Annotated in this window: 15 protein-coding genes; 8 read left to right on the top strand and 7 right to left on the bottom strand. The window is 68.2% G+C overall.

All coding sequences use genetic code 11. The features are described from left to right. Positions 1 to 82 precede the first annotated feature (82 nt). Complete coding sequence (locus K7G19_RS06525; RefSeq protein WP_226106492.1) at positions 83 to 1,444, bottom strand: amidase; 1,362 nt, start codon at positions 1,442 to 1,444, stop codon at positions 83 to 85. 468 nt (positions 1,445 to 1,912) lie between these two features. Between K7G19_RS06525 and K7G19_RS06520 the strand changes: the two genes are divergently transcribed. From K7G19_RS06520 to tssA, 6 genes are all read left to right on the top strand, one after another. After that, a complete protein-coding gene (locus tag K7G19_RS06520; RefSeq protein WP_149318850.1) occupies positions 1,913 to 2,521 on the top strand; it encodes a winged helix DNA-binding protein in 609 nt (202 codons plus the stop codon). 223 nt (positions 2,522 to 2,744) lie between these two features. After that, entirely contained in the window at positions 2,745 to 6,332 is a 3,588-nt protein-coding gene (locus K7G19_RS06515; RefSeq protein WP_226107035.1) for a hydantoinase B/oxoprolinase family protein, read from the top strand. A gap of 338 nt (positions 6,333 to 6,670) precedes the next feature. Further along, the gene (gene purL / locus K7G19_RS06510; protein WP_226106490.1) at positions 6,671 to 10,717 is read left to right on the top strand and encodes a phosphoribosylformylglycinamidine synthase; all 4,047 of its coding nucleotides are present in this window, start codon (positions 6,671 to 6,673) and stop codon (positions 10,715 to 10,717) included. Positions 10,718 to 10,882: 165 nt separating this feature from the next. Then, the gene (locus K7G19_RS06505; RefSeq protein WP_149318848.1) at positions 10,883 to 11,140 is read left to right on the top strand and encodes a type II toxin-antitoxin system RelE/ParE family toxin; all 258 of its coding nucleotides are present in this window, start codon (positions 10,883 to 10,885) and stop codon (positions 11,138 to 11,140) included. Then, entirely contained in the window at positions 11,137 to 11,514 is a 378-nt protein-coding gene (locus K7G19_RS06500) for a helix-turn-helix domain-containing protein (RefSeq protein ID WP_149318847.1), read from the top strand. Before K7G19_RS06505 ends, K7G19_RS06500 begins: the two co-directional genes overlap by 4 nt. Before the next feature lie 102 nt (positions 11,515 to 11,616). Then, complete coding sequence (tssA, locus tag K7G19_RS06495; protein WP_149318846.1) at positions 11,617 to 12,714, top strand: type VI secretion system protein TssA; 1,098 nt, start codon at positions 11,617 to 11,619, stop codon at positions 12,712 to 12,714. A gap of 160 nt (positions 12,715 to 12,874) precedes the next feature. Here the strand turns inward: tssA and K7G19_RS06490 are convergent, their stop codons facing one another. The 6 genes from K7G19_RS06490 to K7G19_RS06465 form a co-directional block, all read right to left on the bottom strand. Continuing rightward, the gene (locus tag K7G19_RS06490) at positions 12,875 to 13,675 is read right to left on the bottom strand and encodes an OmpA family protein (protein ID WP_265632348.1); all 801 of its coding nucleotides are present in this window, start codon (positions 13,673 to 13,675) and stop codon (positions 12,875 to 12,877) included. 2 nt (positions 13,676 to 13,677) lie between these two features. Next, positions 13,678 to 14,703, bottom strand: coding sequence for a type VI secretion system-associated protein TagF (tagF, locus tag K7G19_RS06485; protein ID WP_149318845.1), 1,026 nt, complete (start codon positions 14,701 to 14,703; stop codon positions 13,678 to 13,680). Next, positions 14,700 to 18,713: a type VI secretion system membrane subunit TssM gene (gene tssM, locus K7G19_RS06480; RefSeq protein ID WP_226106488.1), complete on the bottom strand. Its 4,014-nt coding sequence runs from the start codon at positions 18,711 to 18,713 to the stop codon at positions 14,700 to 14,702. The genes tagF and tssM overlap by 4 nt, the downstream gene beginning before the upstream one ends. A 162-nt stretch (positions 18,714 to 18,875) precedes the next feature. Next, positions 18,876 to 20,378: a hypothetical protein gene (locus tag K7G19_RS06475; protein ID WP_226106487.1), complete on the bottom strand. Its 1,503-nt coding sequence runs from the start codon at positions 20,376 to 20,378 to the stop codon at positions 18,876 to 18,878. Positions 20,379 to 20,436: 58 nt separating this feature from the next. Then, on the bottom strand, positions 20,437 to 20,703 hold the full coding sequence (locus K7G19_RS06470) for a PAAR domain-containing protein (RefSeq protein ID WP_149318842.1): 267 nt from the start codon (positions 20,701 to 20,703) through the stop codon (positions 20,437 to 20,439). A 104-nt stretch (positions 20,704 to 20,807) separates the two neighbouring features. After that, the gene (locus K7G19_RS06465) at positions 20,808 to 21,653 is read right to left on the bottom strand and encodes a M15 family metallopeptidase (protein ID WP_226106485.1); all 846 of its coding nucleotides are present in this window, start codon (positions 21,651 to 21,653) and stop codon (positions 20,808 to 20,810) included. Positions 21,654 to 21,981: 328 nt separating this feature from the next. Here K7G19_RS06465 and K7G19_RS06460 point away from each other — a divergent pair, with 328 nt between their 5' ends. Further along, positions 21,982 to 22,917 carry a hypothetical protein gene (locus tag K7G19_RS06460; RefSeq protein ID WP_226106484.1) on the top strand — a complete coding sequence of 312 codons (936 nt, stop codon included), beginning with the start codon at positions 21,982 to 21,984 and terminating at the stop codon, positions 22,915 to 22,917. Positions 22,918 to 23,058: 141 nt separating this feature from the next. After that, the gene (locus tag K7G19_RS06455; RefSeq protein ID WP_226106483.1) at positions 23,059 to 25,899 is read left to right on the top strand and encodes a type VI secretion system Vgr family protein; all 2,841 of its coding nucleotides are present in this window, start codon (positions 23,059 to 23,061) and stop codon (positions 25,897 to 25,899) included. Positions 25,900 to 25,916: the final 17 nt, after the last annotated feature.

The raw sequence follows: 25,916 nt of genomic DNA, 5'->3' as shown, positions 1-25,916 counted from the left end.
CCAGCGGTGGCTCGTCCACTGGGTCGTCCACTAGGTTGTCCTGCGGGTTGTCGCGTGCCGTCACCCCGTCCGGGATCCCGGCTCAGGCCTGCGGCCCCGGCGCGAGCACGGCTTCCAATGCAAGCGCCGTGCCCAGCAGCGGCGCGTCGCGCATCGGGCCGTGCGCCAGCATCAGTCCGACCGGCAGTTCGTCGGGCTGGTGGCACGGCAGCGAGATCGCGCAGCCGTCGAGGAAGTTGATGGTCGAGGGATTGCGCAGCAGCAGCGCATTGGTGCGCGTAAACAGCGCGTCATCGGCGACCAGCGGCGCGATCGGCGGCGCCACCACCGGCACGGTGGGGCAGGCCAGCGCGTCGTAGCCGTCGAGCCGCGCCATCACGCGCGCGCTCCAGGCGGCGCGGGCGCGCACCAGATCGACATAGTCGGCCGCGCCGATCGCGGCGCCGCGATCGATGCGGGCCGCCACGCGCGGGTCGTACAGCGCGCGCCGCGACGCCAGCGTGCCGCGGTGGATCGCATAGGCTTCGGCCGCGGTCAGTCCGCCCTGCGCGTTCAGCGTCGACAGTTCCAGCAGCTCGGGCACGTCCACATGTTCGATCTGCACGCCGGCGGCGGACAGCCGCCCGAGCGTGCGATCGAAGGCGCGCGACACGGTCTCGTCGAGATCGTCGAGCAACAGCTGGCGCGGGACCGCCAGCCGCAGCGCGCCGGCGGCCTTGCGCACGGGGACCAGCGCCTGGTCCGCGATCACGCCGTCGACCAGCACGCAGTCGGCCACTGTGCGCGCCATCGCGCAGGCGGTATCGAGCGAGAAAGACAGCGGAAAGGCGCCCGTCAGCGGCACGCGCCGGGCGGTAGGCTTGAAGCCCGTCAGGCCGCACAGCGCGGCCGGGATGCGGATCGAACCGCCGGTATCGCTGCCCAGCGCCGCGACAGAGAGGCCGAGCGCCACGGAGGCCGCGGCGCCCGACGACGAGCCGCCGCAGATGCGCGCCACCGCGCCGTCGTGCGGATTGACCGGCGTGCCGTAGTGCGGGTTGATGCCGACGCCGGAGAAGGCGAACTCGGTCATGTTGGTGCGGCCGACCAGCGCGGCACCCACCGCGCGCAGCCGTGCGACGACCGGGGCGTCTTCGCTTGCCGGCGCCGCATCGGCGCGTGCCGTCGAGGCGGCGCGCGTGATTTCGCCGCCGATATCGAACAGGTCCTTGATCGATACCGGCAGCCCGGCCAGCGGATGCAGCGGCTTGCCGGCGAGCGCCGCGGCATCGGCGGCCTGCGCCGCGCTGGCGGCGCTATCGAAGCTGGTCTGCAGGAATACCGCCTGCGCCGCTGGTTCCCTGGCACGCGCCTGCGCCTGCTGCAACAGCGCCGTGCGCGAGAGCCGGCCATCGCGGGCCAGTCGGTTCAGCGTGTCGATATCGGGAAGCAGTGTGGCGGGCATCGTCATCGGGTGCAGGCTCGGGCGGTGAGATCGGGCGGTGAACAACGTCGGAAACGAGTCGGAAACGGTAATGCGCATCGACACCGTACGTTCGCTGCAAGCAGACAACGATAAGGCAAACAATGCAGACAAGGGAAAGCGTGAAGACGCAGGCAGGCGCGCGCCCTGAATGTCGTTGCCGCTTGCCCCGCGACAGTGCGCGGCGCGCCGGATGCCCAGGATTCGTGCGCAAATTGCACACGGAAGCGGTCGCTGCAGTGCCGCGCAATCCCCATCGTTACCGGGTACTCATGCTCATAATTTGTCGATAAACTGTCAAGCTGAAATTACCGCCGCGGCCTCCGGGAAATCCCTAGACGGCGCCCGTGATCGAAGATTCGCGATCAGGAATCCGCGATCCGCAAACCACGCGATCCGCGACGCGCCAAGCCGTTCGTTCTCCGCTGTCCCACTGCAGGAGTCCTGTCCATGGCCCGAAAGCCGAGCCGCCGCGACGATGTTGCTTCTCCCGACATGCCTTCCGCCGTGGTGGTGTCCACCGATGCCGCGGCCGCCGAAGGTGTCGCGCGCCAGGCCGGCGCCGGCATCGTGTCGTCCGCGCATCTGGTGTCGTCGCGCAGTCCCGAGCTGTCCGAATTCGAGTTCGGCCTGAACACCGCCTACAACGCCTATAGCCGCTGGGTGGTGCGCTGCATGGGCGCGGCCGGCGTGCGCGACCTGACCTTTCTCGACGTGCTGGTGCTCCACCACGTCAACCACCGCGGGCGCGCCAAGCGGCTCGCCGACATCTGCTTCGTGCTGAACGTCGAGGACACCCATCTGGTGACCTACTCGCTGAAGAAGCTGCAGGGCATGGGCCTGGTTGCCGGCGTGCGCGTCGGCAAGGAGGCGACCTACAGCACCACCACGGCAGGCACCGAGGCGTGCGCCCGGTATCGCGAAATCCGCGAGCAATGCCTGACCAGCAATATGACCCCGGGCAGCGCGGAGAACGCCGAGATCGGCGAACTGGCACGGCTGTTGCGCGTGCTGACCGGGCTGTACGAGCAGGCGGCGCGTTCCGCGACGTCGCTGTAGCGCCGCACGAATTCACCGCGTCGAGCTCACGTGCGGCTGCACGCCCGACGACTATCCTCATTTCCTTCCGAGGTACTTCCGCGTGTCCCATTCCGAGTCGCAAGCCACATCGCAGTCCGCCGCATCGCAGTCCGCTTCGCAAGCCGAAACGCAAGCCGAAACGCAAGCCGAAACGCAAGCCGAATCGCAAGCCGCCACGCCCGACCCTCGCTGGCAATTCTGGATCGATCGCGGCGGCACCTTCACCGATATCGTCGGCCTGCGCCCGGACGGCACCGTGGTCACGCACAAGCTGCTGTCCGAGAACCCCGAGCAATACGCCGACGCGGCGGTGGCCGGCATCCGCCATCTGCTGGGTCTGGCCCCGGGCGAGCCGATCACGCCGCGCCTGGTGTCCGCGGTGAAGATGGGCACCACGGTGGCCACCAACGCGCTGCTCGAGCGCAAGGGCGAGCCCACCGCGCTGTTCATCACGCGCGGCTATCGCGACGCGCTGCGCATCGCCTACCAGAACCGGCCGCGGCTGTTCGACCTGAACATCGTGCTGCCCGAGCTGCTGTATCGCGAGGTGGTGGAAGTCGACGAACGCATCGGCGCGCATGGCGAGGTAGTACAGCCGCTGGACGAGGCGGCGCTGCGCGAACAGATGCTGCGCGTGCGGGCCGACGGCATCCGCGCGGTGGCGATCGTGCTGATGCACGGCTATCGCCATGCCGATCACGAGGCCCGCGCCGCCCGGATCGCGCGCGAGCTCGGTTTCGCCCAGGTCTCGGTGTCGCACGAGGTATCGCCGCTGATGAAGCTGGTGCCGCGCGGCGACACCACGGTGGTCGACGCCTACCTGTCGCCGATCCTGCGCCGCTATGTCGAGCAGATCGAGCGCGAGATGCCGGGGGTGAACCTGCAGTTCATGCAGAGCAGCGGCGGCCTGACCGATGCGCATCGTTTCCAGGGCAAGGATGCGATCCTGTCGGGACCCGCCGGCGGCATCGTCGGCATGGTGCGCGCCTCGCAGCGCGCCGGCTTCGACCGCATCATCGGCTTCGATATGGGCGGCACGTCGACCGATGTGTCGCACTTCAGCGGCAAGCACCCGAACGACTTCGAGCGCGTGTTCGAGACCAGCGTGGCCGGCGTGCGCATGCGCGCGCCGATGATGAGCATCCATACGGTGGCGGCGGGCGGCGGCTCGGTGCTGCATTTCGACGGCAGCCGCTATCGCGTCGGCCCCGATTCGGCCGGCGCGAATCCCGGGCCGGCCAGCTATCGCCGCGGCGGCCCGCTGGCGGTGACCGACTGCAACGTGATGCTGGGCAAGATCCAGCCCGCGCATTTCCCGGCGGTGTTCGGCCCGCGCGCCGACGCGCCGCTCGATCGCGATGCCGTGGTCGCGCGCTTCGAGGAGCTGGCCGCGCAAATCGCCGAGCAGACCGGCGACCGCCGCACGCCGGAGCAGGTCGCCGAGGGCTTCATCGAGATCGCGGTCGGCAACATGGCCAACGCGATCAAGCAGATCTCGGTGCAGCGCGGCCACGACGTGACCGGCTACACGCTGACCACCTTCGGCGGCGCCGGCGGGCAGCACGCCTGCCTGGTGGCCGATGCGCTGGGCATGCAGACCGTGTTCGTCCATCCGCTGGCCGGCGTGCTGTCGGCCTACGGCATGGGCCTGGCCGACCGCACGGCGATGCGCGAGCTGTCCATCGAAGCGAAGCTGGACGAGGCCGCGGTGCCGATGCTGGCGCAGCGGCTCGACGCGCTCGCGCAGCAGGCGCGCGACGAGCTGCTGGAGCAGGGCGAGGACGCGGGCCGCATCGAGGTGCTGCGGCGCGTCCATCTGCGCTACGAGGGCACCGATTCGGCGCTGGTGGTGCCGTTCGGCGACGCCGCCGCGATGCGCGCCGGCTTCGAGGCCGCCTACCGCCAGCGCTATGCCTTCCTGATGCCCGACAAGAGCCTGATCGTCGAGGCGGTCTCGGTGGAGGCGGTCGGCGTCGCGCAGGCGCCGCAGGAGCGCCCGCCCGCGCTGGCGCCACGGGAAGGTCCGCCGCAGCCCGCCGAGACGGTGCGCATGTTCAGCGGCGGCGCCTGGCACGAGACCGGCCTCTACCGGCGCGATACGCTGCGTCCTGGGGACCGCCTCGCCGGTCCGGCGATCATCGCGGAGCAGAACGCCACCACGGTGGTCGAGCCCGGCTGGCAGGCCCTGCTGACCGAGCGCGACCATCTGGTGCTGACGCGCGCGGTGCCGCGCCCGCAGCGGCGCGCAATCGGCACCGAGGCCGATCCGGTGATGCTCGAGGTCTTCAACAATCTGTTCATGTCGATCGCCGAGCAGATGGGCCTGCGGCTGCAGAACACCGCGTACTCGGTCAACATCAAGGAGCGGCTCGACTTCTCCTGCGCGATCTTCGACGCCGAAGGCAATCTGATCGCCAACGCGCCCCATATGCCGGTGCATCTGGGCTCGATGGGCGAGAGCATCAAGACCGTGATCGCGCGCAATGCCGGACGGATGAAGGACGGTGACGTCTATGTGCTGAACGACCCGTATAACGGCGGCACCCATCTGCCCGACGTGACGGTGATCACGCCGGTGTTCGATGCCGACGGCCGCGAGGTGCTGTTCTACGTCGGCTCGCGCGGCCATCACGCCGATATCGGCGGCATCACGCCGGGCTCGATGCCGCCGGACTCGACCGTGGTCGAGGAGGAGGGCGTGCTGATCGACAACTTCCTGCTGGTCGATGGCGGCGTGCTCGACGATGCCGGCATGCGCGCGCTGCTGGCCGGCGCGCGCTACCCCGCCCGCAACGTGGACCAGAACATGGCCGATCTGCGGGCGCAGGTCGCGGCGAACGCGAAGGGCGTCGAGGAGCTGCGCAAGATGGTTGCGCACTTCGGCCTGCCGGTGGTGCGCGCCTATATGGGCCATGTGCAGGACAACGCCGAGGAAGCGGTGCGGCGCGTGATCACGGCGCTCACGGACGGCAGCTATGCCTATCCGCTCGACAATGGCGCCCAGATCCGCGTGCGGGTAACGGTGGACCGCGAGCGCCGCGAGGCGACGGTCGATTTCACCGGCACCTCGGACCAGCTGCCCAACAACTTCAATGCCCCGCGCGCGGTCTGCATGGCCGCGGTGCTGTATGTGTTCCGCACGCTGGTCGACCAGGACATCCCGCTGAACGCCGGCTGCCTGAAGCCGCTGCATGTGGTGATACCGGAAGGGTCGATGCTCAATCCGCGCTATCCGGCCTCGGTGGTGTCGGGCAATGTCGAAACGTCCTCGTGCATCACCAACGCGCTGTACGGCGCGCTCGGCGTGGTCGCGGCCAGCCAGGGCACGATGAACAATTTCACCTTCGGCAATGCGCGCTACCAGTACTACGAGACGATCTCGGGCGGCAGCGGCGCCGGCAACGGCTTCGACGGCTGCGACGTGGTGCAGACGCATATGACCAACTCGCGGCTGACCGATCCCGAGGTGCTGGAGTGGCGCTTCCCGGTGCGGCTGGACAGCTACGAGATCCGGCACGGATCGGGCGGGGCGGGGCGCTGGCACGGCGGCAACGGCGGCGTGCGCAAGGTGCGCTTCCTCGAGCCGATGACGGCGTCGATCCTGTCGAACAACCGGGTACATGCCCCGTTCCGCATGGCGGGCGGCGAGCCGGGCGCGACAGGCCGCAACCGCGTGATCCGCGCCGATGGCCGCGAGGAGACGCTGCCCCACGTGGCGCGCACCGAGATGGGCGTGGGCGATGTGTTCGTGATCGAGACGCCGGGAGGCGGGGGATACGGGGCGGCGTAGGCCGGGCGGGGGGGGCGTGTTGCCCTCGCCCTCAGCCCCTCTCCCGCAGGCGAGAAAAACGAGCCCCGGGTGGGTTGCGACGATGACAGATTGGTCTGCTGGTTTTCTCCCCCTGTCCCGCACGGCGGGACAGGGGCCGGGGGAGAGGGCAGCCCCGGTGCGCCGATCCCCCAATCCCCCCAATCCGCCCGATACTGCACTGCAAGAAATCCCCCTCGGCAGGGTACAATAGCGGTTTTCGCCGGCGCCGCCCGGCTGGCTTGCGGCCCGTCCGGCCGGACGCCACGGCCGGGTCCCGGCCGCAGTCCCACCTCCATCGCCCTCCGACCGCTCAGATCATGGCGCATTTCTCGTGCTTCCCCGGCGCATTGGCCCTGTCGGCCTTCCGCCAGCAACGCCTGCTCACCGCCCTGCAACAGATCGACGCCGACATCGAGTCGGTGCACGGCCAGTTCCTGCACTTCGTCGACACCGACCAGCCGCTGGACAAGGGCGATACCGACCGCATCCGCGCATTGCTGACCTATGGCGCGCCGTTCGCGGAGCAGCCCGAGGGCGACCGCTTCGTCGTGATTCCGCGTTTCGGCACGATCTCCCCGTGGGCCAGCAAGGCCACCGATATCGCGCACAACTGCGGCCTGTCGCATGTGCACCGGATCGAGCGCGGCATCGAATTCACGGTGATCTGCAAGAAGGGCCTGCTGCGCGGGCGCAAGACGCTGGACCCGCTGACGCGCGACGCCGTGGCGGCGCTGCTGTTCGACCGCATGACGGAGACCGTGGTCGCCACGCGCGACGCCGCGGCCGGGCTGTTCGACGAACTGCCGGCCAAGCCGCTGCGCTTCATCGACCTGGCGGGTGGACGCGCCGCGCTGGCCGAGGCCAACGTCGCGATGGGCCTGGCGCTGTCCGAGGACGAGATCGATTATCTGGTCGATGCCTACGCCAAGCTCGGCCGCAACCCGACCGACGTCGAGCTGATGATGTTCGCGCAGGCCAACAGCGAACACTGCCGCCACAAGATCTTCAACGCGACCTGGACCATCGACGGCGAGGAACAGGACAAGTCGCTGTTCGCGATGATCCGCAATACGCACCAGCTGAACCCGCAGGGTTCGATCGTCGCGTATTCGGACAACTCGGCGGTGATGGAGGGCGATGTCGCCGAACGCTGGTTCCCGCGGGGCGACGCGCACCAGTATGGCCGCCATCAGGCGCTGACCCACACGCTGATGAAGGTCGAGACGCATAACCACCCGACCGCGATCTCGCCGTTCCCCGGGGCCTCGACCGGCGCCGGCGGCGAAATCCGCGACGAGGGCGCGACCGGCCGCGGCGCCAAGCCCAAGGCCGGCCTGACCGGCTTCACGGTGTCCAACCTGATGCTGCCCGGCGCGGTCGAGCCGTGGGAGAACGCGCGCGACGCCGCCCAGCCGCTGGCCTTCCGCAATCCCGACGAACGGCCGGCGGTGACCGGCAAGCCCGAGCGCATCGCCTCGCCGCTGCAGATCATGATCGAAGGCCCGCTGGGTGGCGCCGCCTTCAACAACGAATTCGGCCGCGCCAACCTGGGCGGCTATTTCCGCGTCTACGAGCAGAACGTCGGCGGCACCGTGCGCGGCTACCACAAGCCCATCATGATTGCCGGCGGCATCGGCAATATCGACGCCTCGCATACGCACAAGGAGCCGCTGCCGGCCGGTTCGCTGCTGATCCAGCTGGGCGGCCCGGGCATGCGCATCGGCATGGGCGGCGGCGCGGCCAGTTCGATGGCGACCGGCGCCAATACGGCGGACCTCGATTTCGACTCGGTCCAGCGCGGCAACCCGGAAATGGAGCGGCGCGCCCAGGAAGTGATCAACGCCTGCTGGCAGCTCGGCGACGAGAACCCGATCCTGTCGATCCACGACGTGGGCGCGGGCGGCCTGTCCAATGCCTTCCCCGAAGTGGTCGACGGCGCCGGCCGCGGCGCGCGCTTCGAGCTGCGCCAGATCCATCTGGAAGAGTCCGGCCTGTCGCCGGCCGAGATCTGGTGCAACGAATCGCAGGAGCGCTATGTGCTGGCGATCGCGCCGGACAGCTTCCCGCGCTTTGCCGCGATGTGCGAGCGCGAGCGTTCGCCGTTCGCGGTGGTGGGCGTGGCCACCGAGGAAAAGCAGCTGCAACTGGTCGATGCCAGCGTCGATCAGGCGCTGAAGGAGCACTACGCGGTCGACATGCCGATGGACGTGCTGCTCGGCAAGCCGCCGCGCATGCATCGCGACGTCAAGCGCGTCGAGCAATCGCTGCCGGCGGTGGACGTCACCGGCATCGCGCTGGAGCAGGCGGTGCGCGACGTGCTGCGCCACCCGACCGTCGCCAGCAAGTCCTTCCTGATCACGATCGGCGACCGCAGCGTCGGCGGCATGAACGCGCGCGACCAGATGGTCGGCCCGTGGCAGGTGCCGGTGGCCGATGTCGCGGTCACCACGCTCGACTACCAGGGCAAGGCCGGCGAGGCGATGACGATGGGCGAGCGCACCCCGCTGGCCGTGATCGACGCCCCGGCATCGGGCCGCATGGCGATCGGCGAGGCGCTGACCAATCTGGCCGCGGCCCCGGTCAAGGACCTCGGCAAGGTCAAGCTGTCGGCCAACTGGATGGCTGCCTGCGGCGTCGAGGGCGAGGACGCCAGGCTGTACGACACGGTGCGCGCGGTCGGCATGGAGCTGTGCCCGGCGCTGGGCATCAGTATTCCGGTCGGCAAGGATTCGCTGTCGATGCGCACCAAGTGGGACGATGCGGGCGTGGCCAAGGAAGTGGTCGCGCCGGTGTCGCTGATCATCTCGGCGTTCGCCGCGGTCGACGATGTCGACCGCACGCTGACGCCGCAGCTGCGCACCGACCTGGGCGATTCCGTGCTGATCGCGATCGACCTGGGCCGCGGCAAGAACCGCCTCGGTGGCAGCATCCTGGCACAGGTCACGCAACAGGTCGGCGACAGCGTTCCCGATGTCGACGACGCGGCCGATCTGCGCAACTTCTTCAATGCGATCCAGCGCCTGAACCGCGAGGGCAAGCTGCTGGCCTATCACGACCGCTCGGACGGTGGCCTGATGGCGACGCTGGCCGAGATGGCGTTTGCCGGCCATTGCGGCCTGTCGCTGAACGTCGACATGCTGACGCTCGATCCGACGCAGGAGCAGGATTACGGCGACGCCAAGAACTGGGCCCAGCAGATCGCCGAGCGCCGCAACGACCAGACGCTGCGCGCGCTGTTCTCCGAAGAGCTTGGCGCGGTGATCCAGGTCAGGCTCGAGGATCGCGACGCCGTGTTCGCCGCGCTGCGCGAGGCCGGCCTGTCGGCCTGCAGCCATGTGGTCGGCAAGCCCAACGGCAGCGACCAGATCGAGATCTACCGCGACGCCAAGAAGGTGTTCGGTGCTCCGCGTGCCGAGCTGCAACGGGTCTGGAGCGAGGTCAGCTGGCGCATCGCCCGGTTGCGCGACAACCCCGCGTGCGCCGACAGCGAATACGAGCTGCTGCTCGACGCCGCCGACCCCGGCATCACGCCGAGCCTGACCTTCGATCCGGCCGAGGACATCGCCGCGCCGTTCATCGCCAGCGGCGCCAGGCCGCGCGTGGCGATCCTGCGCGAGCAGGGCGTCAACTCGCAGATCGAGATGGCGTACAGCATGGACCGCGCGGGCTTCGATACCTACGACGTCCATATGAGCGACCTGATCGCGGGCCGCGCGAAGCTGGACGACTTCGTCGGCTTCGTCGCCTGCGGCGGCTTCAGCTACGGCGACGTGCTGGGCGCGGGCGAAGGCTGGGCCAAGACCATCCTGTTCAACGGCGCGATGGCCGAGCAGTTCGCGGCCTTCTTCAACCGCACCGACACCTTCGCGCTGGGCGTCTGCAACGGCTGCCAGATGATGAGCAATCTCGCGCCGATCATCCCCGGCGCCGGTGCCTGGCCGAAGTTCACGCGCAACCAGAGCGAGCAGTACGAAGCGCGCTTCGTCACGGTCGAGGTCCAGCAATCGCCGTCGATCTTCTTCGCCGGCATGGAAGGCAGCCGCATCCCGATCGTCGTCGCGCACGGCGAAGGCTACGCCGACTTCTCGCAGCAGGGCGACAAGAGCAAGGTCGACGTCTCGCTGCGCTTCGTCGACAACCGCGGCGCGGTGACGCAGACCTACCCGCTGAACCCGAACGGCTCGCCGGACGGCATCACCTCGGTGACCACGGTCGACGGCCGCTTCACCGTGCTGATGCCCCACCCGGAACGCGTGTTCCGCACCGCCACGATGAGCTGGGCCCCCGACGCCTGGAAACAGATCCCCGACGGCGCCAGCCCGTGGATGCGCATGTTCCGCAATGCGCGGAAGTGGGTGGGGTAAGCCGTTCCGGTTTCGATTCCGGTTTCGATTCCGGTTGAGGTTCGTTTGAAGCAGAAGGCCCGCGTGATGCGGGCCTTTTTTTGCTTTGTCGGGGCGACACGAATTGTCACCTTTCCGTAGCTAACTTTATTAGCTACAATATTAGCTGGCCGCTAACATGCGGCCATGTACTCCGTCGAATTCACCAAACAGGCCGCCCAGGCGCTGAGGGCAATGCCGACGAACATGGCCGTCAATATTCGGGCAAAGATAGAAGCGCTTGCCGCCGATCCTTTTGCGCCGAATCGCAACGTCAAGAAACTGGTAGGCCGCGACGGCTACCGCTTGCGCGTCGGCGACTGGCGAGTCTTGTATCAGATCGAGGATGGCCGGCTGGTTATCGTGGTGCTGGCTGTAAGACCACGCGGAGGTGCATACCAATGACCCAGATCCAATTCATCCAGCGCGACGGCAAGCCGGAGTTTGCCGTCGTACCCATCGAGGTATGGGAGCAGGTCAAGCATTTGATGGAGGACCTGGACGATGTAGCCCTGTTCGACCGTGCGAAGTCGCAGGACGACGGCTTTCGTGTTCCGGCGGCCGTACTGGACGCCGAACTGGCTGGAGACCATCCCGTAAAGGCGTGGCGCGACTATCGCCGGCTGACACAGGATGCACTGGCCAACGCCGCGGGCCTGAGCAAGCCCTATCTCAGCCAGATCGAGAGCCGCAAACGGGGCGGCAGCATCGATGTGTTGCAGAGCCTTGCCGATGCGCTCAACGTACCGATCGAACTGTTGCTCGAACGACGCGACTGAGTCTTCCAATGCGGCATCCGTTTCCGCGGCGATGGCTTTGGCATTGGTTGTCATGATGTCCACGCGCTACACTACCCGCCATTCCATTTCCTGCGGGCTGATATGGCGACTCTCTCCTTCGACCGTTTGCTGCAACCTGTTCCGGGCGACGACCCTTGCGGCGAGGATCTGCTGTTCTCGGCCGAATTCGACCGCATTCAGGAGGCGCGCCGTTTCGACGATCCCTCGCTGGACCAGGGCGAGTGGGTGACCGAGTTGAAGGAGGCGGACTGGCGCCAGGTGGTCGAGCTGTCGACGCGGCTGCTGTCCGAGCGGACCAAGGATCTGCGGCTGGCGGTGTGGCTGACCGAGGCGCTGGCCAAGACGAGAGGATTTGCGGGCTTGCGCGACGGCTATACGCTGGCCGCGCAGCTGTGCGAGGCGTTCTGGAGCGGCCTGCATCCGCGCGCCGACGAGGAAGACCTCGAATATCGCACCGGCAGCGTGGCCTGGCTGGCGACGCGCTCGCGCCAGCTGATTCGCGAGATTCCGCTGGTCGACGAGGCCGCCGGCGGCTATGGCTATGTCGACTGGGAGGTCGCGACCGCGCTGACCGAGGCGATCCGCCGCGATCCCGATCACGCCGACGAACTGGCCGAAGGCAAGGTCACGCAGGAAGCGTTCGAGGCCGCGCGCAAGGCGACGCCGGCCGACTTCCATGTCGCGCTGCTGCAGGACGTGGTGTCGTGCCAGCAGGCGCTGGCCAGGCTCAGCGATGTGCTCGACGCCAAGGCGGGCGAGCATGCGCCGAGCTTCCGGCAGGCGCGTGAAGCGCTGGAGGCCGTGCGGGCGCTGGTCGAGCGCTTCGTCGGCAAGCCCGCCGCGCCGGCTGCCGGTGCGAACGAGGCCGGGCAGGCGGCCATACCTACCGCAGTCGGTCGTGCCGAAGCGCCCGCCGTCAGCGGGCAGGGCGCGGCCGCGGTCAGCGGTCCGATCCGCACGCGCCAGCAGGCCCTGGCGCAGCTGCGCGAAGTCGCCGATTTCTTCCGCCGTACCGAACCCCACAGCCCGGTCGCGTACCTGGCCGCGCGCGCGGCCAAGTGGGGCGAGATGCCGCTGCACGCCTGGCTGCGCACCGTCGTGAAGGACGACGCCACGCTGTCGCAGATCGAGGAATTGCTGGGCGTGATGCCGGACGCGGAGAGCGATTCGAGCCATTGAAGGAGACGGCGAGGCAGACGCCACGCCGACACCGTCGTCCCAGAAAGACGGTGGGGGCAAACACCCCGCCGAAACCGTCGTCCCCGGAAGTCGTGGGCAGGCGCCCCCGACACCGTCGTTCCCGCGAAAGCTGGGACGACACAGCCAGTGCCGCCAGCCCTTACTGACTCGCCCTGAACTCGATGCGCCGATTGCGCGCCCGGTTCTCTTCCTTGTCGTTCGGCGCGATCGGCTGATCCGGTCCCACGCCGACCGCCGACAGCACCGACGGTTCGATGCCCTTGCCGGCCAGATAGCTCTTGACCGTCTCCGCGCGCGACTGCGACAGCGCGAGATTGAGCGCGCGGCTACCCGAATTGTCGGTGTGCCCGACGATCTCGATCTTTCGTCCCGACAGCTTCGGCAGCACCGCCGCCATCTCGTCGAGAATCACGCGGCCCTTGGGCGTCAGCGTGGCGCTGCCGGTCTCGAATTCGATGATCCGGTTCGCCAGCGTGCGGTCCAGCAGATCCTGCCCCGAGGCCGGCACGCGCAGGCCGTTCTTGACCGTATAGTTCTGGCCCAGCCCGCTCGACATCGTGGTGGCGATCTGCTGCCGCTGGCCCTCGTCGGCGACATCGCCGTACAGCGCGATCTGCGTGCCGTCAATGCTCAGCTGGCCCCGTTTGACCTGCTTGATCTGCGGCGACAGCACCTTCTGCACGTTGGCGGTCCAGTTCGGTGGCGACACCACGCCGCCGACCTCGATCTGATCGACGACATTGGCCGCGCCATACAGCTCGCGCAGCCGCGCCAATACCTCGGCCTTGGTGGCCTCGTCCGGCACCGCGCCGCCGGCCACCACGCGGCCTGCCGCTGCATCCGCACCGGCAGGCGTCTGGGCGGAGGCGGGCGCCGCCAGCAGCCAGGTCAGGGCCGTCGCCAGCGCAACAGCGCGGCAGGCCGGGAAAACCGAACGCATGATCATTCTCCGATGAAGACTTCGCGGAAGGTGTCGAGTGCCGCGCGCAGCGACAGCTGCGGCTGCTCGAGATAGCTGGCCAGCTTGGCGACGCCATAGCGCGAGCCGGCATGCTGGTCCACCCACTGCGGGTCGTCGATGTCGATATTGACTTCGCCGTACGCCAGCGGCGACATGATGCCGTGCAGCGTGCGCGACGAGGCCCCGTTGAAGCCGATCACCAGCCGCTCGCTGCGGCCGCGTTGTCCTTGTCCCTGTCCCGTGGTCTCGTTACCCACGCGGCCGAGGAACAGCGACAGCTCGAAGTCGCCGCGCTTCAGGAAGCCCGACACCAGGTCGAGCCAGAAGCTTGCCACCAGGCTGCGATAGACGGGGTCGGACGGCAACGGCAGCGTCAGGCCCTTGTCCAGCCGCGACGTGCCGGCGCTCATCACCGGTTCGAGCAGGATGCCGAGCGCGACCAGCGTGCGGCGCAGGCACAGCGTCTGCCCGTCGGCGCGCAGCATCTGCTCCAGGCCGGCCACGGTCTGGAATTCGATGAAGTCCTTGAAGCTGGCGTCGTAGGCCTGCGCGCCCGCGCCGATCTCGACCGCGAACTGGGTCTGCGCCAGATTGCGCAGGCCCTCGGCCGGATCGGCGGCGGAGACCAGCTCCTGCATCTGATGGCTGGCGCGCGTCCACAGCCGCGTCAGCGCCAGCGGGCTGCGCGCGATGAACGGCAGCGGCTGGTCGATTTCCAGCGCGGCGGCGGCGAGGAAGGGGAAGCGGCGCGACGACTGGTCGTTGCTGGCCATCACCGTGCCGGCGATCGCCAGCCGGCTCTGCGAACCGAGGAAGGCGAACTGGACCGGCTGCCACGCGTCATAGACCGTCTTCCAGCCCGGGTCCTCGGCCAGCATCTCCATCGCCTGCGACAGCCAGCGATCGAGCGTATCGAGCAGCTGGGTCTGGTTCGGACTCTTGACGAAATCCCCGCGCGACGGAAGCTTGCCGAAGTACGCGAGCTGCAATTGCGCTGCCTGGCTCATTGCGCACCTCCTGCACGCACGGGCGCGCCGGGCTGCGCACCGGGCTGTGCACCTGACTGTGCGACGGGCGCCGAGGCGGCGGGGGCGGGCTGCGCCGCCTCCGTGGCGGTGACCGGCGCCGACGCGTCGGCGATCGCGGGCGGCAGCTTCAGGCCGCGCAGGCCCTGTCCCTGCGGCGAGTCGGCGGCCGCGGTGGTGGTCTGCGGGCTGCTGACGATGCGCAGCGCCACCGCGACGGTGGTGCGGCCCTGTGTCCACGACAGCTCGAACGCGCCATCCGGACGGCGCTTGCGCGAGGCCGTGGCGATCAGCCGCTCCAGGCCGAAGCGGCCCGGTTCGCTGAGCACCTCCACCGTGCGGCCATCGAAGGTCGTCGCGGTGATGCGCGCGCCCGGCGTGCCCTGCGGATTGGGCCAGACGAAGTTGGTCCACTGCGGCGGCGTATTGCGATAGCGCAGCTGCTGGCCGTCGATCTCGATCGTGTACTCGGTGGTGCCGGCCGCCGGCGACGGCAGGATCTGGAACACCGTCTGCGGGGCCGCGGCGGCGGCACCGCCGGCACCGGCCGCCGCGCCGCCAGTCAGCGGCGCGATCCAGCGCGTGAAGTTGGTGGTGAACTCCGGCGCGAAGGTCACGCCCAGATCGCCCCAGGTGCGCGCGGCGATCATGTCGCCACGGCGAACCGACAGCGGCCCGATGGTGGTGCCGGCGAACTTGGCGATGGCGCCGTCCGGACCGAACACCTGGCCGATCTCGGCCGCGCTGGCCTCGATCTTGGCATCCGAGGCAAACGGGTACTTGGTCGCCAGCGTCTGCATGAAGGGCTGGTAGACCTGCGCGTTCCACACCTTGTTGATCTCCACGCTGGCAGGACGGATCGTCACCGCATACGACTGCAGCAGCGGACGCACCAGCAGCGGACGCAGCGTCTGGCGCTGGCTGTCGGTCATGCCCGTCAGCATCTGCTCGTCGACGTACTTCAGCGCGTCGGCCAGCTCGGAGCCGTTGCCGTCGAGCGTCTGCTGCATCAGCTGGCGCGCGCCGGGGCCGGGGTCGCCCTGGTTCTTGATGGTGTTGAAGCGCGTGCGGACCTTGGACAGCGCCTCCATATAGCCGCGCAGCAGCGAATTGTTGTCGCGCATCACGGCGATCTTGGCCAGGCCCGAGAACTCCTTGCCGACCGGCCCCATCGGGATGTTGCCGGCGTCGGACGCGGAGGCCAGGCTCGCGCTGTCGACATTGACGCTGACGCCGGACGGCGTGCCCCGCGAGACCCAGCGCTTGAACCATTCGATCACGCCGGTCTTCGCCTGCTTCAGGCCGGCGTTGACGATCGACGGGTTGTCCCACGAGGTCTGCTCGTAGGCGGCGTCGAACAGCTTGCGGATCGGCGAGTTGACCGGATCGCCCAGCAGGTTCATCGCGGTCACGGCCTGGTCGAAGCTCTTGAACTCCTGCACGGCCACGCCCTGCATGAAGCGCTGCCACTCCTTGGCGTATTCGTTCTTGTACATCGACACCAGCGTCTTCTGGATCTGCTCGGGGCTGCCCTCGAGCGTCAGGTCGTCGCGGGCGGCGACGTTCAGCACCCAGTCCTTGCTCTGCAGCTCCTTGCTGGCCGCCTCGCGGATGGCCGGCTGCACGTATTGCAGCCAGGCTTCCCGGGTGAAGGTGCCGGGCACCGCGTAGCTGCCGGCGACCACCGTCGCGCCGGCGTCGCCGACGATGCGGGCCACCGTCATCGGCGCGAAGCGGGTGGCCGCGCGCGCCTTGATCTCGGCATAGGCGCGCTCGCGTGCCGGCATGCCGCGCACCACGCGGCGCAGGTTCTCGCGGGTCTGGTCGATCAGCGACAGGTTGCTCTCCAGCAGCGGCCAGTTGTCGTCGTTGACGCGCGCCAGGTAGAACGAAATGTTGCGCTCGGCCGCGCGGATCAGCTGCTCGCGCGGCATGCTGCCGCGGTTCTCCTCGAGCCAGCCGCGCCAGAAGCGCGTGACCTGGTCGGTCAGGTGCGCGACTTCGACATGGCGCTTGTCCGCCAGCATCAGATAGGTCTTCAGCGCGTTGTAGGCGTCCTCGACGTTGGTCGGGGAGGCATCGGCATAGCGCTTGGCGTTCGGCGATTCGGTGTTGAGCGCGGCTGTCATGTCGACAGCGGACGGGGCGGTCGCGGCGACCGTGGCTGCCGTGCCCGTAGCCGTAGCCGTAGCCGGTGCGGCCGCTGCCGCTGCCGCGCTCGCGCCTGCCGCGCCCGCCGCGCCCGCCTGGGCCGAGGCCGGCACCACCGCACCATTGGCGGCCGGGGCACGCACGTTCTGCGCGAGCTGGTCCGGATGCGCGTTGACCTCGGCCAGGAAGCGTTCGATCGACGTGCCGACGGGCTTCAGCATGACCTGGCGCAGGCCGTTGTAGTACTCGTCCAGCAGCTTGTGCTGCAGCGTATCGCCCTGGTAGAGGCCCAGCGACAGCGCGATCGGATGATCGGCGCGGAAGCGCTCCAGCTGCTCGATGCGGTCCTGCAGGATGTCGAGCGCTTCCAGCCGCGATTGCAGGTCGATGCGGTTCTGCTGCAGCTTGACGATCTTGTCGAGGTCGGCCTGCACATTGGCGGTCAACTGCCGGTTGCCGATGAAGGACCAGGTCCACCCGCCCAGCAGCAGGCCCAGCACCAGCACCAGGCCGAAGAAGGTGACGAAGCGCATCCGCGTCTTGGCCGGGCTCGAGAACTGCCGCACGGTCTTGCGGTCGGCGAACACCACCTTGGAGAACAGGTCGCGCAGGAAGAAGCCGTTCTTCGAGAACACCTCGCGGCTATGCGCGGCGCTGTCGAGCTTCAGGCCGAAGCGGCGCGCGATCCGTTCGGCGGAGGCGCTGGTAGTACTTGCCTCCTGCACCGCGCTGGTGAAATAGAAGCCGCGGAACACCGGCTTGTACTGGAACGGATTCTCGTCGAACAGCGTCACCAGGAAGGCGCGCAGCGCCGGCTTGATCGACGCGAATTCGAGCGGGAAGCTCAGCAGCCCCGGCGACAGCTTGCCGTTGCGGTGCTGGGCGATCTGCGCCACGCTGATTTCCTTCAGGCCGTCGTACAGCTCGTCGAAGCGCTCGTCGAACATCGCGGCGGCATCGCGCTTTTCGCCCGGCTCGAAGGGCAGGGTGGCGCCCCAGACGCGGTCGCGCTCGTGCTTGTCGCTGTCGCCGAAGAACTCGGTGAAGCCGGTGATCAGGTCCGCCTTGGTGAACATCACGTAGACCGGCGCGAACACTTCAAGCCGTTCGGTCAGGTCCTGCACGCGCTGGCGCAGGTTCTTGGCCAGCTGGATGGCGAACTCGGGGCGGTTCTGCGTCAGCTCGGGAATGCTGACGGTGACCACGATGCCGTTGATCGGCGCGCGCGGACGGTAGCGCTTGAGCAGGTCCAGGAAGCCGAGCCATTCCTTGCGGTCTTCCTCGTGCACCGAATAACGGCCCGCGGTATCGAGCAGGATGCCCTCGGTGGTGAAGAACCAGTCGCAGTTACGCGTGCCGCCGATGCCGTGGATGATCGCGTTGTTCTTGTCGGCGAACGGGAATTGCAGGCCCGAGTTCAGCACCGCGGTGCTCTTGCCCGCCGCCGGGTTGCCGATCACGATGTACCACGGCAGTTCGTACAACGCCTCGTTGCCCGACAACTGGCCAAGCTTGGAGGTCTTGATCGTCTTGACCGCATCGACCAGCCGCGTACGCAGGGCCTCGACCTCGCCACGCTTTTCCTGCGGCGCTTCCTGGGCGGCCGCATTCGCCTGCTGCTCCAGCAGCGCGCCGAGCTTGCCGCTGGCTTGTCGCGCGCGATAGTGCCGCCACGCGAAGGCGATCAGCCACGCCACCACCAGCAGGCCGAGCACGATGCCGACCCAGGTCAGCCCGACCTCGAAGGTATCGGCCGCCAGCAGCAGGAAGAGCGTCAGCGCGACGACGCCTATCACGGACAGCGTGCGCGTGTTGGTCAGGAAACTGAGGAATCGGTGCATGTTGGCCTGCGGTTTGCGAATGCGTGTGCTGGTTCTGGTGCGTTTGCTGGTGCGTGTGCTTGTGCTTGCCTGGCTTGGGCTTTGGCTTGTTCTGGCTTGTTCGTGCTGGTTCGTGCTGGTTCGTGCTTGTTCGTGCTTGTTCGTGCTTGGCGAGGATGTCCGCTAGGCGGTGGCCGGCGGCACCACCGCGATCGCGCCGCGCTGCTGCGGATCGGCCGCGGTCAGCGCCAGCGCCGGGCCCCGGCGCTCGGCGCACTGCTGATGGGCGAGCACGATGGCCAGCAGTGCGCCGGCATTGCCGGTGTGTCCGCAAGCGGTGCCGACCGGCAGCAGGTCCGCGCTGACGTCGAGCTCACTGAAGCGTTCGGAGAACACGCGTGCCAGTTCGACGGTGCGGACCGGATGCGGGCTGATGTCGGCGGTGACCACGACGGGCTGCGGCGCGGGCGCCGGCTCGGCGGCGGACGCTTCGGGCTTGTCGTCCTTGTCGTTGGCCTGGGCCTTGGAGCCGTCGGCAGGTTCGGCCAGCAGGCCCAGCGTCTGCGCGATCGCTTGATCCAGCGCCGCGGTACGCGGCTGGCCCTTGTCGGGAGTCGGCGCGTCCAGCCGCGTGAGCGTGGCGCGGACGATCGATGCCGGCGGCGCGTCCTGCGCGAGCATCGCGGCCAGCGGTCCCTGCGGCGGATACAGCAGGATGCCCGCCGCCGCCTCGGAGGGCGCGACGCCGTGCTCGCATTGGGCGCTGAACAGCCGGTTGGTCGCGCGCAGCCGGTCGATCGCTTCGGCGCCGATATGCGAATCGGCGGCGATCACGCCGCGCAATTCGTGGGTCGGTTCGCGATGCAGCGCGAGGATCGCGCGATCGACCTGCACCATCGCATCGCCGTCGCCCTTGGCGGTCAACGTCTCCATCGAGATCCGCTCGATCGGCCACAGCCCGGTCAGGCGGCCGCGCACGTATTGGCCCGCGGCCGCCGCCATTGGCGCCAGCCAGCGCTCCGGCAGCAGCAGCGTCAGCACCAGCCGCGGCGGCTCCTCGGCCTGCGCCGCCGTGGGTGTCTCGTCGGTGGCAGGGAAGTACAGGCCGGGATATTGCTCCAGGACCTGGGACACCAGCCGCTCGGCCACGTCGCTGGCCAGCGCGACGGTCCGCACGGCCTCGTCATTCCACGGCAGATCGGCGAAGGCCTGCTCCAGCGCGTCGCGCGTGCCATCGACATCGATGTCCTCGGCGGGCGCGGCGAAGATCGGCATGCCATCGCGCAGCACGTCGACCACGTCGGGGCGCTGCTGCTCGGCGGTGGCCGCGGCGGTGGCGGCCGTGTCGCCGCCCTTGGCGGTATGCAGGGCGGCGCCCAACACCAGCGCGCGCCAGCGGCGGCTGGGGTCGTCGTCGGGCACGGCGCCGTCCGACGGGGCCACGCCGTCCTGCGCGGCGGCCGGCGTGCTGACCGCGGCCGCGACATTGCGGCGGATACCGTCCAGCGCGCGGCGAATGACCAGATAGCCCGCGATCATGCCGGCCGGCAGCAGGAACAGATGCGTGACGATATCGGTCGTGGTCGGCATCCGATGGATCGATTGCCACCACAGGATCGTCGCGGTCCAGACCAGCGCGAAGACGGCGAACAGGATCAGGCCGGAACGGAACAGGCGTGCAAGCATGGTGTCGGGGAGGGTCGGCACAGGGGGCGCAGCAGCGCGGCAGCGGAACGGCGCCCGCTTACGCGCTGCCGGTGACTCCCTGGCTGGACAGCAGCGTCGCGCCGCAGGCGGTCTTGTCGCCGTGGCGGGCCGCGGCGCGGCCGTCGATGATCACGGTCGGGTCGCCGGTGACGATGGTGGTTTCGCCATGGCCGGACTTCGGGCAGGTCACGCGATCGCCGACGCAGGCAATGCCCTTGCCGTTGGTCGACGTGGTGCCCGACGCGCTGATCACGACGCCGCCGTGGTCGGTCTTGTCACCCAATACGATAAATGGCCGTGTCATTGTTGTTCTCTCGACTGAGAAGGGCGATCCCGCCACCAGCTACCGATTCGCGCCCTGCTTTCGCCGGCCGCCGTTGCCTGCGCCGTGCCCCCGCACATCACACGCTAGCCGGGCTTCTTGCCGAGCACGCCGGGCCGGCGCAACTCGACGTGCCCAAGATCCATCATCTTCCAGCGCCCGCCCCAGGTCAGCCCTGCGGACTCGGCGATCTGCCCGTACAACTCGTATCCGCGCATCGCCCACGGGTCCTTCTCGCTGATCACCAGCTTGCCGTCGCGATAGAAGGCGCTGTCGGCGGCGAGGCCGAACTGATGGTAGCTGTGATAGGCGCCCGCCTTTGTGACATGCGTGCCCATCGCCGCAAGCCTGGCCTGGCGCTCGGGACTGCGGTAGCCCTCCAGCAGCGCCATTTCATAACCATGCTCGTCGCGCATGATCTTGTAGACCAGCAGCAGGCGCTGACGAAAATCGGCGTCGAGCAGATCCCAATTGCGGCTCGCTTCGCGAATGGTCGGGCGAATCCGTTCGACTTCCTGCGTGGTGAATACCTCGGGCGGCAATGGCGCCGGAGGAATCAGGCGTTCGCCATTCAATAAGGCGGAAATCTTCTGGTCCGGTTCGCGCAGCGCGTCATCGTACTCGAACAGCAGTTTCGGTCGCAAGGCGAGGGCGACGATCGGCGGGGTTGCGACGACGCCCGCCGCGCACAGCAGAAAGACCTTTCGGCGCGCAACGAAGGCGCGCAATGCTTCCATCGAATCGGCCGCATGGGAAGCCGACGTTCGTAGGGTTCCGGCCGAGCGCTGGCTCGCGGCGCTCGCATTGATACTGAGCCGCTGCCATTGCGCACGCGCGGCCAGCAGCACGCGCTCGCGCACGTCCGGCAGCAGCAGAATGGCCGCAAGCGCGACCATCAGCGCGAAATAGAAGAACAGCGTAATAAAGATCATCCGCTCAGTCCGCGTACCACGCGACGCCCAAACCGCGCATGACAGCCGCTTCAATAGTTACATTTTGTGACATTTATTTGGCTCGATTCCGGGATGTCATTCGGCTGCAAAAAATCGCCGTCTGCGAGTTGTCACGGCGTCGTTCACATATTTGCATTTTTGTTGCAGCCAGCTATAAAATCTGCGCGCTTCGTCCGCATCGGCAGCTGGCGCCACCTCGTCGAATTTCTGCTCGGGCCCTGTCTTCGAGTTATGTTGCCGATCGCTTGACTCAATTCCATCCCTGCGCTGCCCGACGCGCATTTTATTGCAATTCGAGAGCCAAAAGATGAGCCACAGCGACGACTTGAAAGGAAATGGACCGCCGTCGCTGTTCGGCTCGGGCAATGCCGACAGCCAGGGACCGGATACGCGCATTCTGGCCAGCCTCGAAGGGCGGGTCGCCAGTCACGCGCCCGTCAAGAAGACCCCCGACATCAAGCGCCACGGCGTGTTCGCCACGCTGGCGTTGCTGCTGGTCGGCGCGGGCGCCGTGGCCTTCTGGCTGGGCAAGGGCAGCGATGGCGACGCGCCGACCGTGGCCGCGGTCGTGCCGGCGGAGAGCGCCAATTCTGCCTCCAATCCCGCCACGGCGGCCGCTTCCAGCGTGATCCAGTCCCCTGAAATGCAGGCCGCCGCGGCCAGCGCAGCACTCGTCGAAGCTCCCATCGATGCGCCGGCCGGTTCGGCCACCATTGTCGATGTCAGCCCCCCGCGCGATGCCGACGACGATGCGCTCGACAGCCTCGGCAAGATGCCGGCGGGCGATCTTGCCGCGGCCGGGCTCGGTGCCGCGGCACTGGCGGGCGGCACCGCGGTGGCCGCCAACGCGGCGCAGAGTCCCGAAAAAACACCCGCGGCCAACAGGGCCAAAACCGCGACACTGGCTGCCAACGAGCCGAATAAAAAAATCCGAAATCAAGAAGTAAATAAGACGAAGATCACTGCGTCGAATCAGGCCGCTGCAAAACGGCAACATTCCAATACCGAGACCAAGGTCGCGTCGCGTTCGAATACCGGCCCTACGACCGTAGGGAAGACGAAAACCGAGCGCTCGCGTATTGCCTCCAACAATACGCGCCGAGTTTCAAAAAAGACGGGCGCCAATATGGGCAATGATCGCGACGCCGAATTGCTCGCGGCATTGCTGGCACCCACGCCCGACGAGAAAACCACGACTGCTTCGCGGACGCGCAAGAGCGGCACCGCCCAGCGTTCGCAGTAATGACGGCCGAGGGGCAAGGATGCTGACAGAGGGTATGGCCGCGGCGTCGACGCGGCCATTGACGTTGTCGGGCAGCTGATCGGCGTGTCTGTCCTTCGCTGTGACACCTTGCTGCGACACCCGCTGTAACACCGAACCGCCATGGACCACACCACCCTGATTCAGACCCTGTTTACCCCGGCGCGGCGGCTGTTCCAGCTCGAAGGCGAGGGGGCCATCGGCGAACTGGCTGTCGAGGCCTGGCTCGGCCGCGAGGCGCTGTCTGAACTGAGCGAATGGCGCATCGTCGCGGTCAGCGCCAATGCGCGATTGCCGCTCAAGGCGCTGCTCGGCGCGAAGGTGACGCTGTGGACCACGCTGGCCGATGGCGGACGCATTCGCCGCAGCGGCCTGGTGCGCAAGGCCGAGAAGCTTGGCGCCGATGGCAGCCTGGCGCGCTACCGGCTGACGGTGGTGCCGTGGCTGTGGCTGGCCACGCAGCAGCGGCACAGCCAGGTATTCCAGAATCGTACGCTGGCCGATATCGCCGAACAGATCCTGACGCCGTACGCACCCCATGCGGTGTGGCGCTACACCGCGGGCGCGCAGCAGCGCATCGATGCGCTCGGGCCGCGCGAGCACGTCAGCCAATACCGCGAGACCGATTACGCGTTCCTGTCGCGGCTGCTGGCCGAGGCGGGGTTGGGTTTTGCCTTCGTCGAGGACGAGCAGGCGCCGTCGGGCCATGCACTGACGATCTTCGCCGACAGTCCGCAATTGCCGGAAGGTCAGGTTTCAAGCGTTCGCTATCACCGCGCCCACAGCCAGGAAGAAGCCGATGCCGTGCAGCAGCTCGCTTGCCATAGCCGCGTGACGGTGCCCGGTGTCGCGGTGGTCGCGTGGGATGGCAATGGCAAGCGTACGCTGCGCGGCCATGCCCCGGCCAAGCTCGGCGGCGGCGCGCAATGTCCCGAGCCCTATCTGTCGGTCAGCCAGTCGGTGGTCGGCGATGCCGCCGGCGCGCAGCGGCTGGCCGAGCAATTGATGGAGAGCATCGAGGCACGCGCGCAGCTGTTCGCCGGGCAGGGTACGGTGCGCACCTTCGCCAGCGGCACGCGCGTGGCCGTTTCCGATTGCCCGCATCTGCCGAGGGAGGAAGACGCCGAGGCCGCGTATCCGTTGCTGCTCGATATCGTCGAGCATTGCGGCCTGAACAATCTGGCAGCGGAGACGCGTGCGGCGCTGGGTCAGCGGCTCGGGCCGCTCGATGCCGCACTGTGCTTCGATACGCCGCCCAGCGCGCCGGAGAATGGGCCGATGACGATGGGCTTCCTGGCGCAGGGTCATACGGTGGAACGCAGCGTGCCGACGGCCTCGCTGCGCCAGGCCGCCGAGCAATACGGCTACGCCAACCTGTTCCGTGCCTGCGACGCGCGGCGCCCGTGGCGCCCGCGCGTGGTCGATGCCGATGGTGCACGGTTGTTCTCCGCTCCTACCGCGCTCGGCGTGCAGACCGCCACCGTGGTCGGCCCGCAAGGCGAGACGCAGCCGAGCGGCGATGCCGAACACCATGTCAGCCCGCGCGGCGAGATCCGGGTCCGCTTCCCGTGGCAGAAGGGCGAGCGCGAGGACGACCGCAGCACGCGCTGGATCCGGGTGGCGCAGCGCCAGGCTGGTGCCGGCATGGGCTGGCAATGGCTGCCGCGGATCGGCCAGGAGGTGCTGGTCAAGTTCGCCGACGACGATATCGACCAGCCGATCGTGATCGGCGCGCTGTACAACGGGCAGGGCGAGGGCGGTATTGCACCGACGCCGGGCGGCAAGCAGGCCGCTGCTGCCGACGGCTCCGTCTATCAGCAAGGCAGCGACACCGTGCCCAGCGCGCAGGCCAATGTGGCCGGCGGCCATGCTCCCGCCTGGCACGGCATGAGCGCCGATAAGGAAGGCCATCGCAACGCCGCCGCCCTGAGCGGCTTCAAGAGCCGCGAACATGGCGGCGAGGGAGCGAACCAGCTGGTGTTCGACGACAGCGACGGTCAACTGCGCACGCAGTTCGCTACGACGGTCCAGCACACCCAGCTCAATCTCGGTCACCTGATCCACCAGCAGGACAACTACCGCGGCAGCTTCCGCGGCGAAGGCTTCGAACTGCGCACCGACGGCTACGGCGCGATTCGCGGCAAGGCCGGCGTGCTGATCAGCACCTATCGCGATGCGCAGAGCCAGCGGCCGGTGCCGACCGGCGACAACGCGGCGGGCATCGCGCTGATCCGCCAAGCGAAGTCGCTGACGCAAGCGCTGGGCGAGGGCGCGGTCAAGCACCAGACCGCTGCGCTGCTGACCGCCAAGGACGACGAGTCCCCGCTGGCCAAGCTGGAAACTGCCGCGTCCGGCATGGTCGACGGCAAGGACCTGGACGCGGCGATGCAGGACGTGGCCAGCGGCAATCAGCAGACGCAAGGCAAGGTGCCGCATCCGAGCGAAGCGATCGTCCAACTGGCCGGCCGCGCGGGCCTTGCCATGGTCGCCGGGCAGGAACTGCAGCTGGTCAACGGCAAATCGCTGGGCCTGGTGTCGGGGCAGGACACCAACCTGGCGATCGGCAAGCAGGGGCGCTTGCACAGTGGACAGGCCATCGGCATCGCCACGGCGCTGGAGAAAGCGGGCGAGGGCGACACCGGCCTGAAGCTGATCGCCGGCAGTGAGGACATCGACGTGCAGGCGCAGCACGATGCGATGAAGCTGCAGGCCAAGGACGAGCTGAAGGTCGTGTCGGCGAATATGCAGGTGGACTTTGCTGCGGCCAAGCGGATTCGGGTGGCGACGGCTGGTGGGGCGTCGATCACGATCGAGGGTGGGAATATTACGGTGGAGTGTCCGGGGGCGATTACTTACAAGAGTGCGCAGAGGAAGTTTGAGGGGCCGGTCCGTACGGATCGTGATCTGCCGCTATTCCCGCAGAACAGCATTTCCCTCGATAACGACTACCCGTTCTCTATCTGAACCTGAGTTCTCAGGCT

It is taken from the genome of Cupriavidus sp. DB3 (genome assembly GCF_020418465.1).
GTDB classification, from domain to species: domain Bacteria; phylum Pseudomonadota; class Gammaproteobacteria; order Burkholderiales; family Burkholderiaceae; genus Cupriavidus; species Cupriavidus cauae.
Note: the sequence above shows the minus strand (reverse complement) of the source record. Positions and strands in the feature narration are given on the sequence as shown.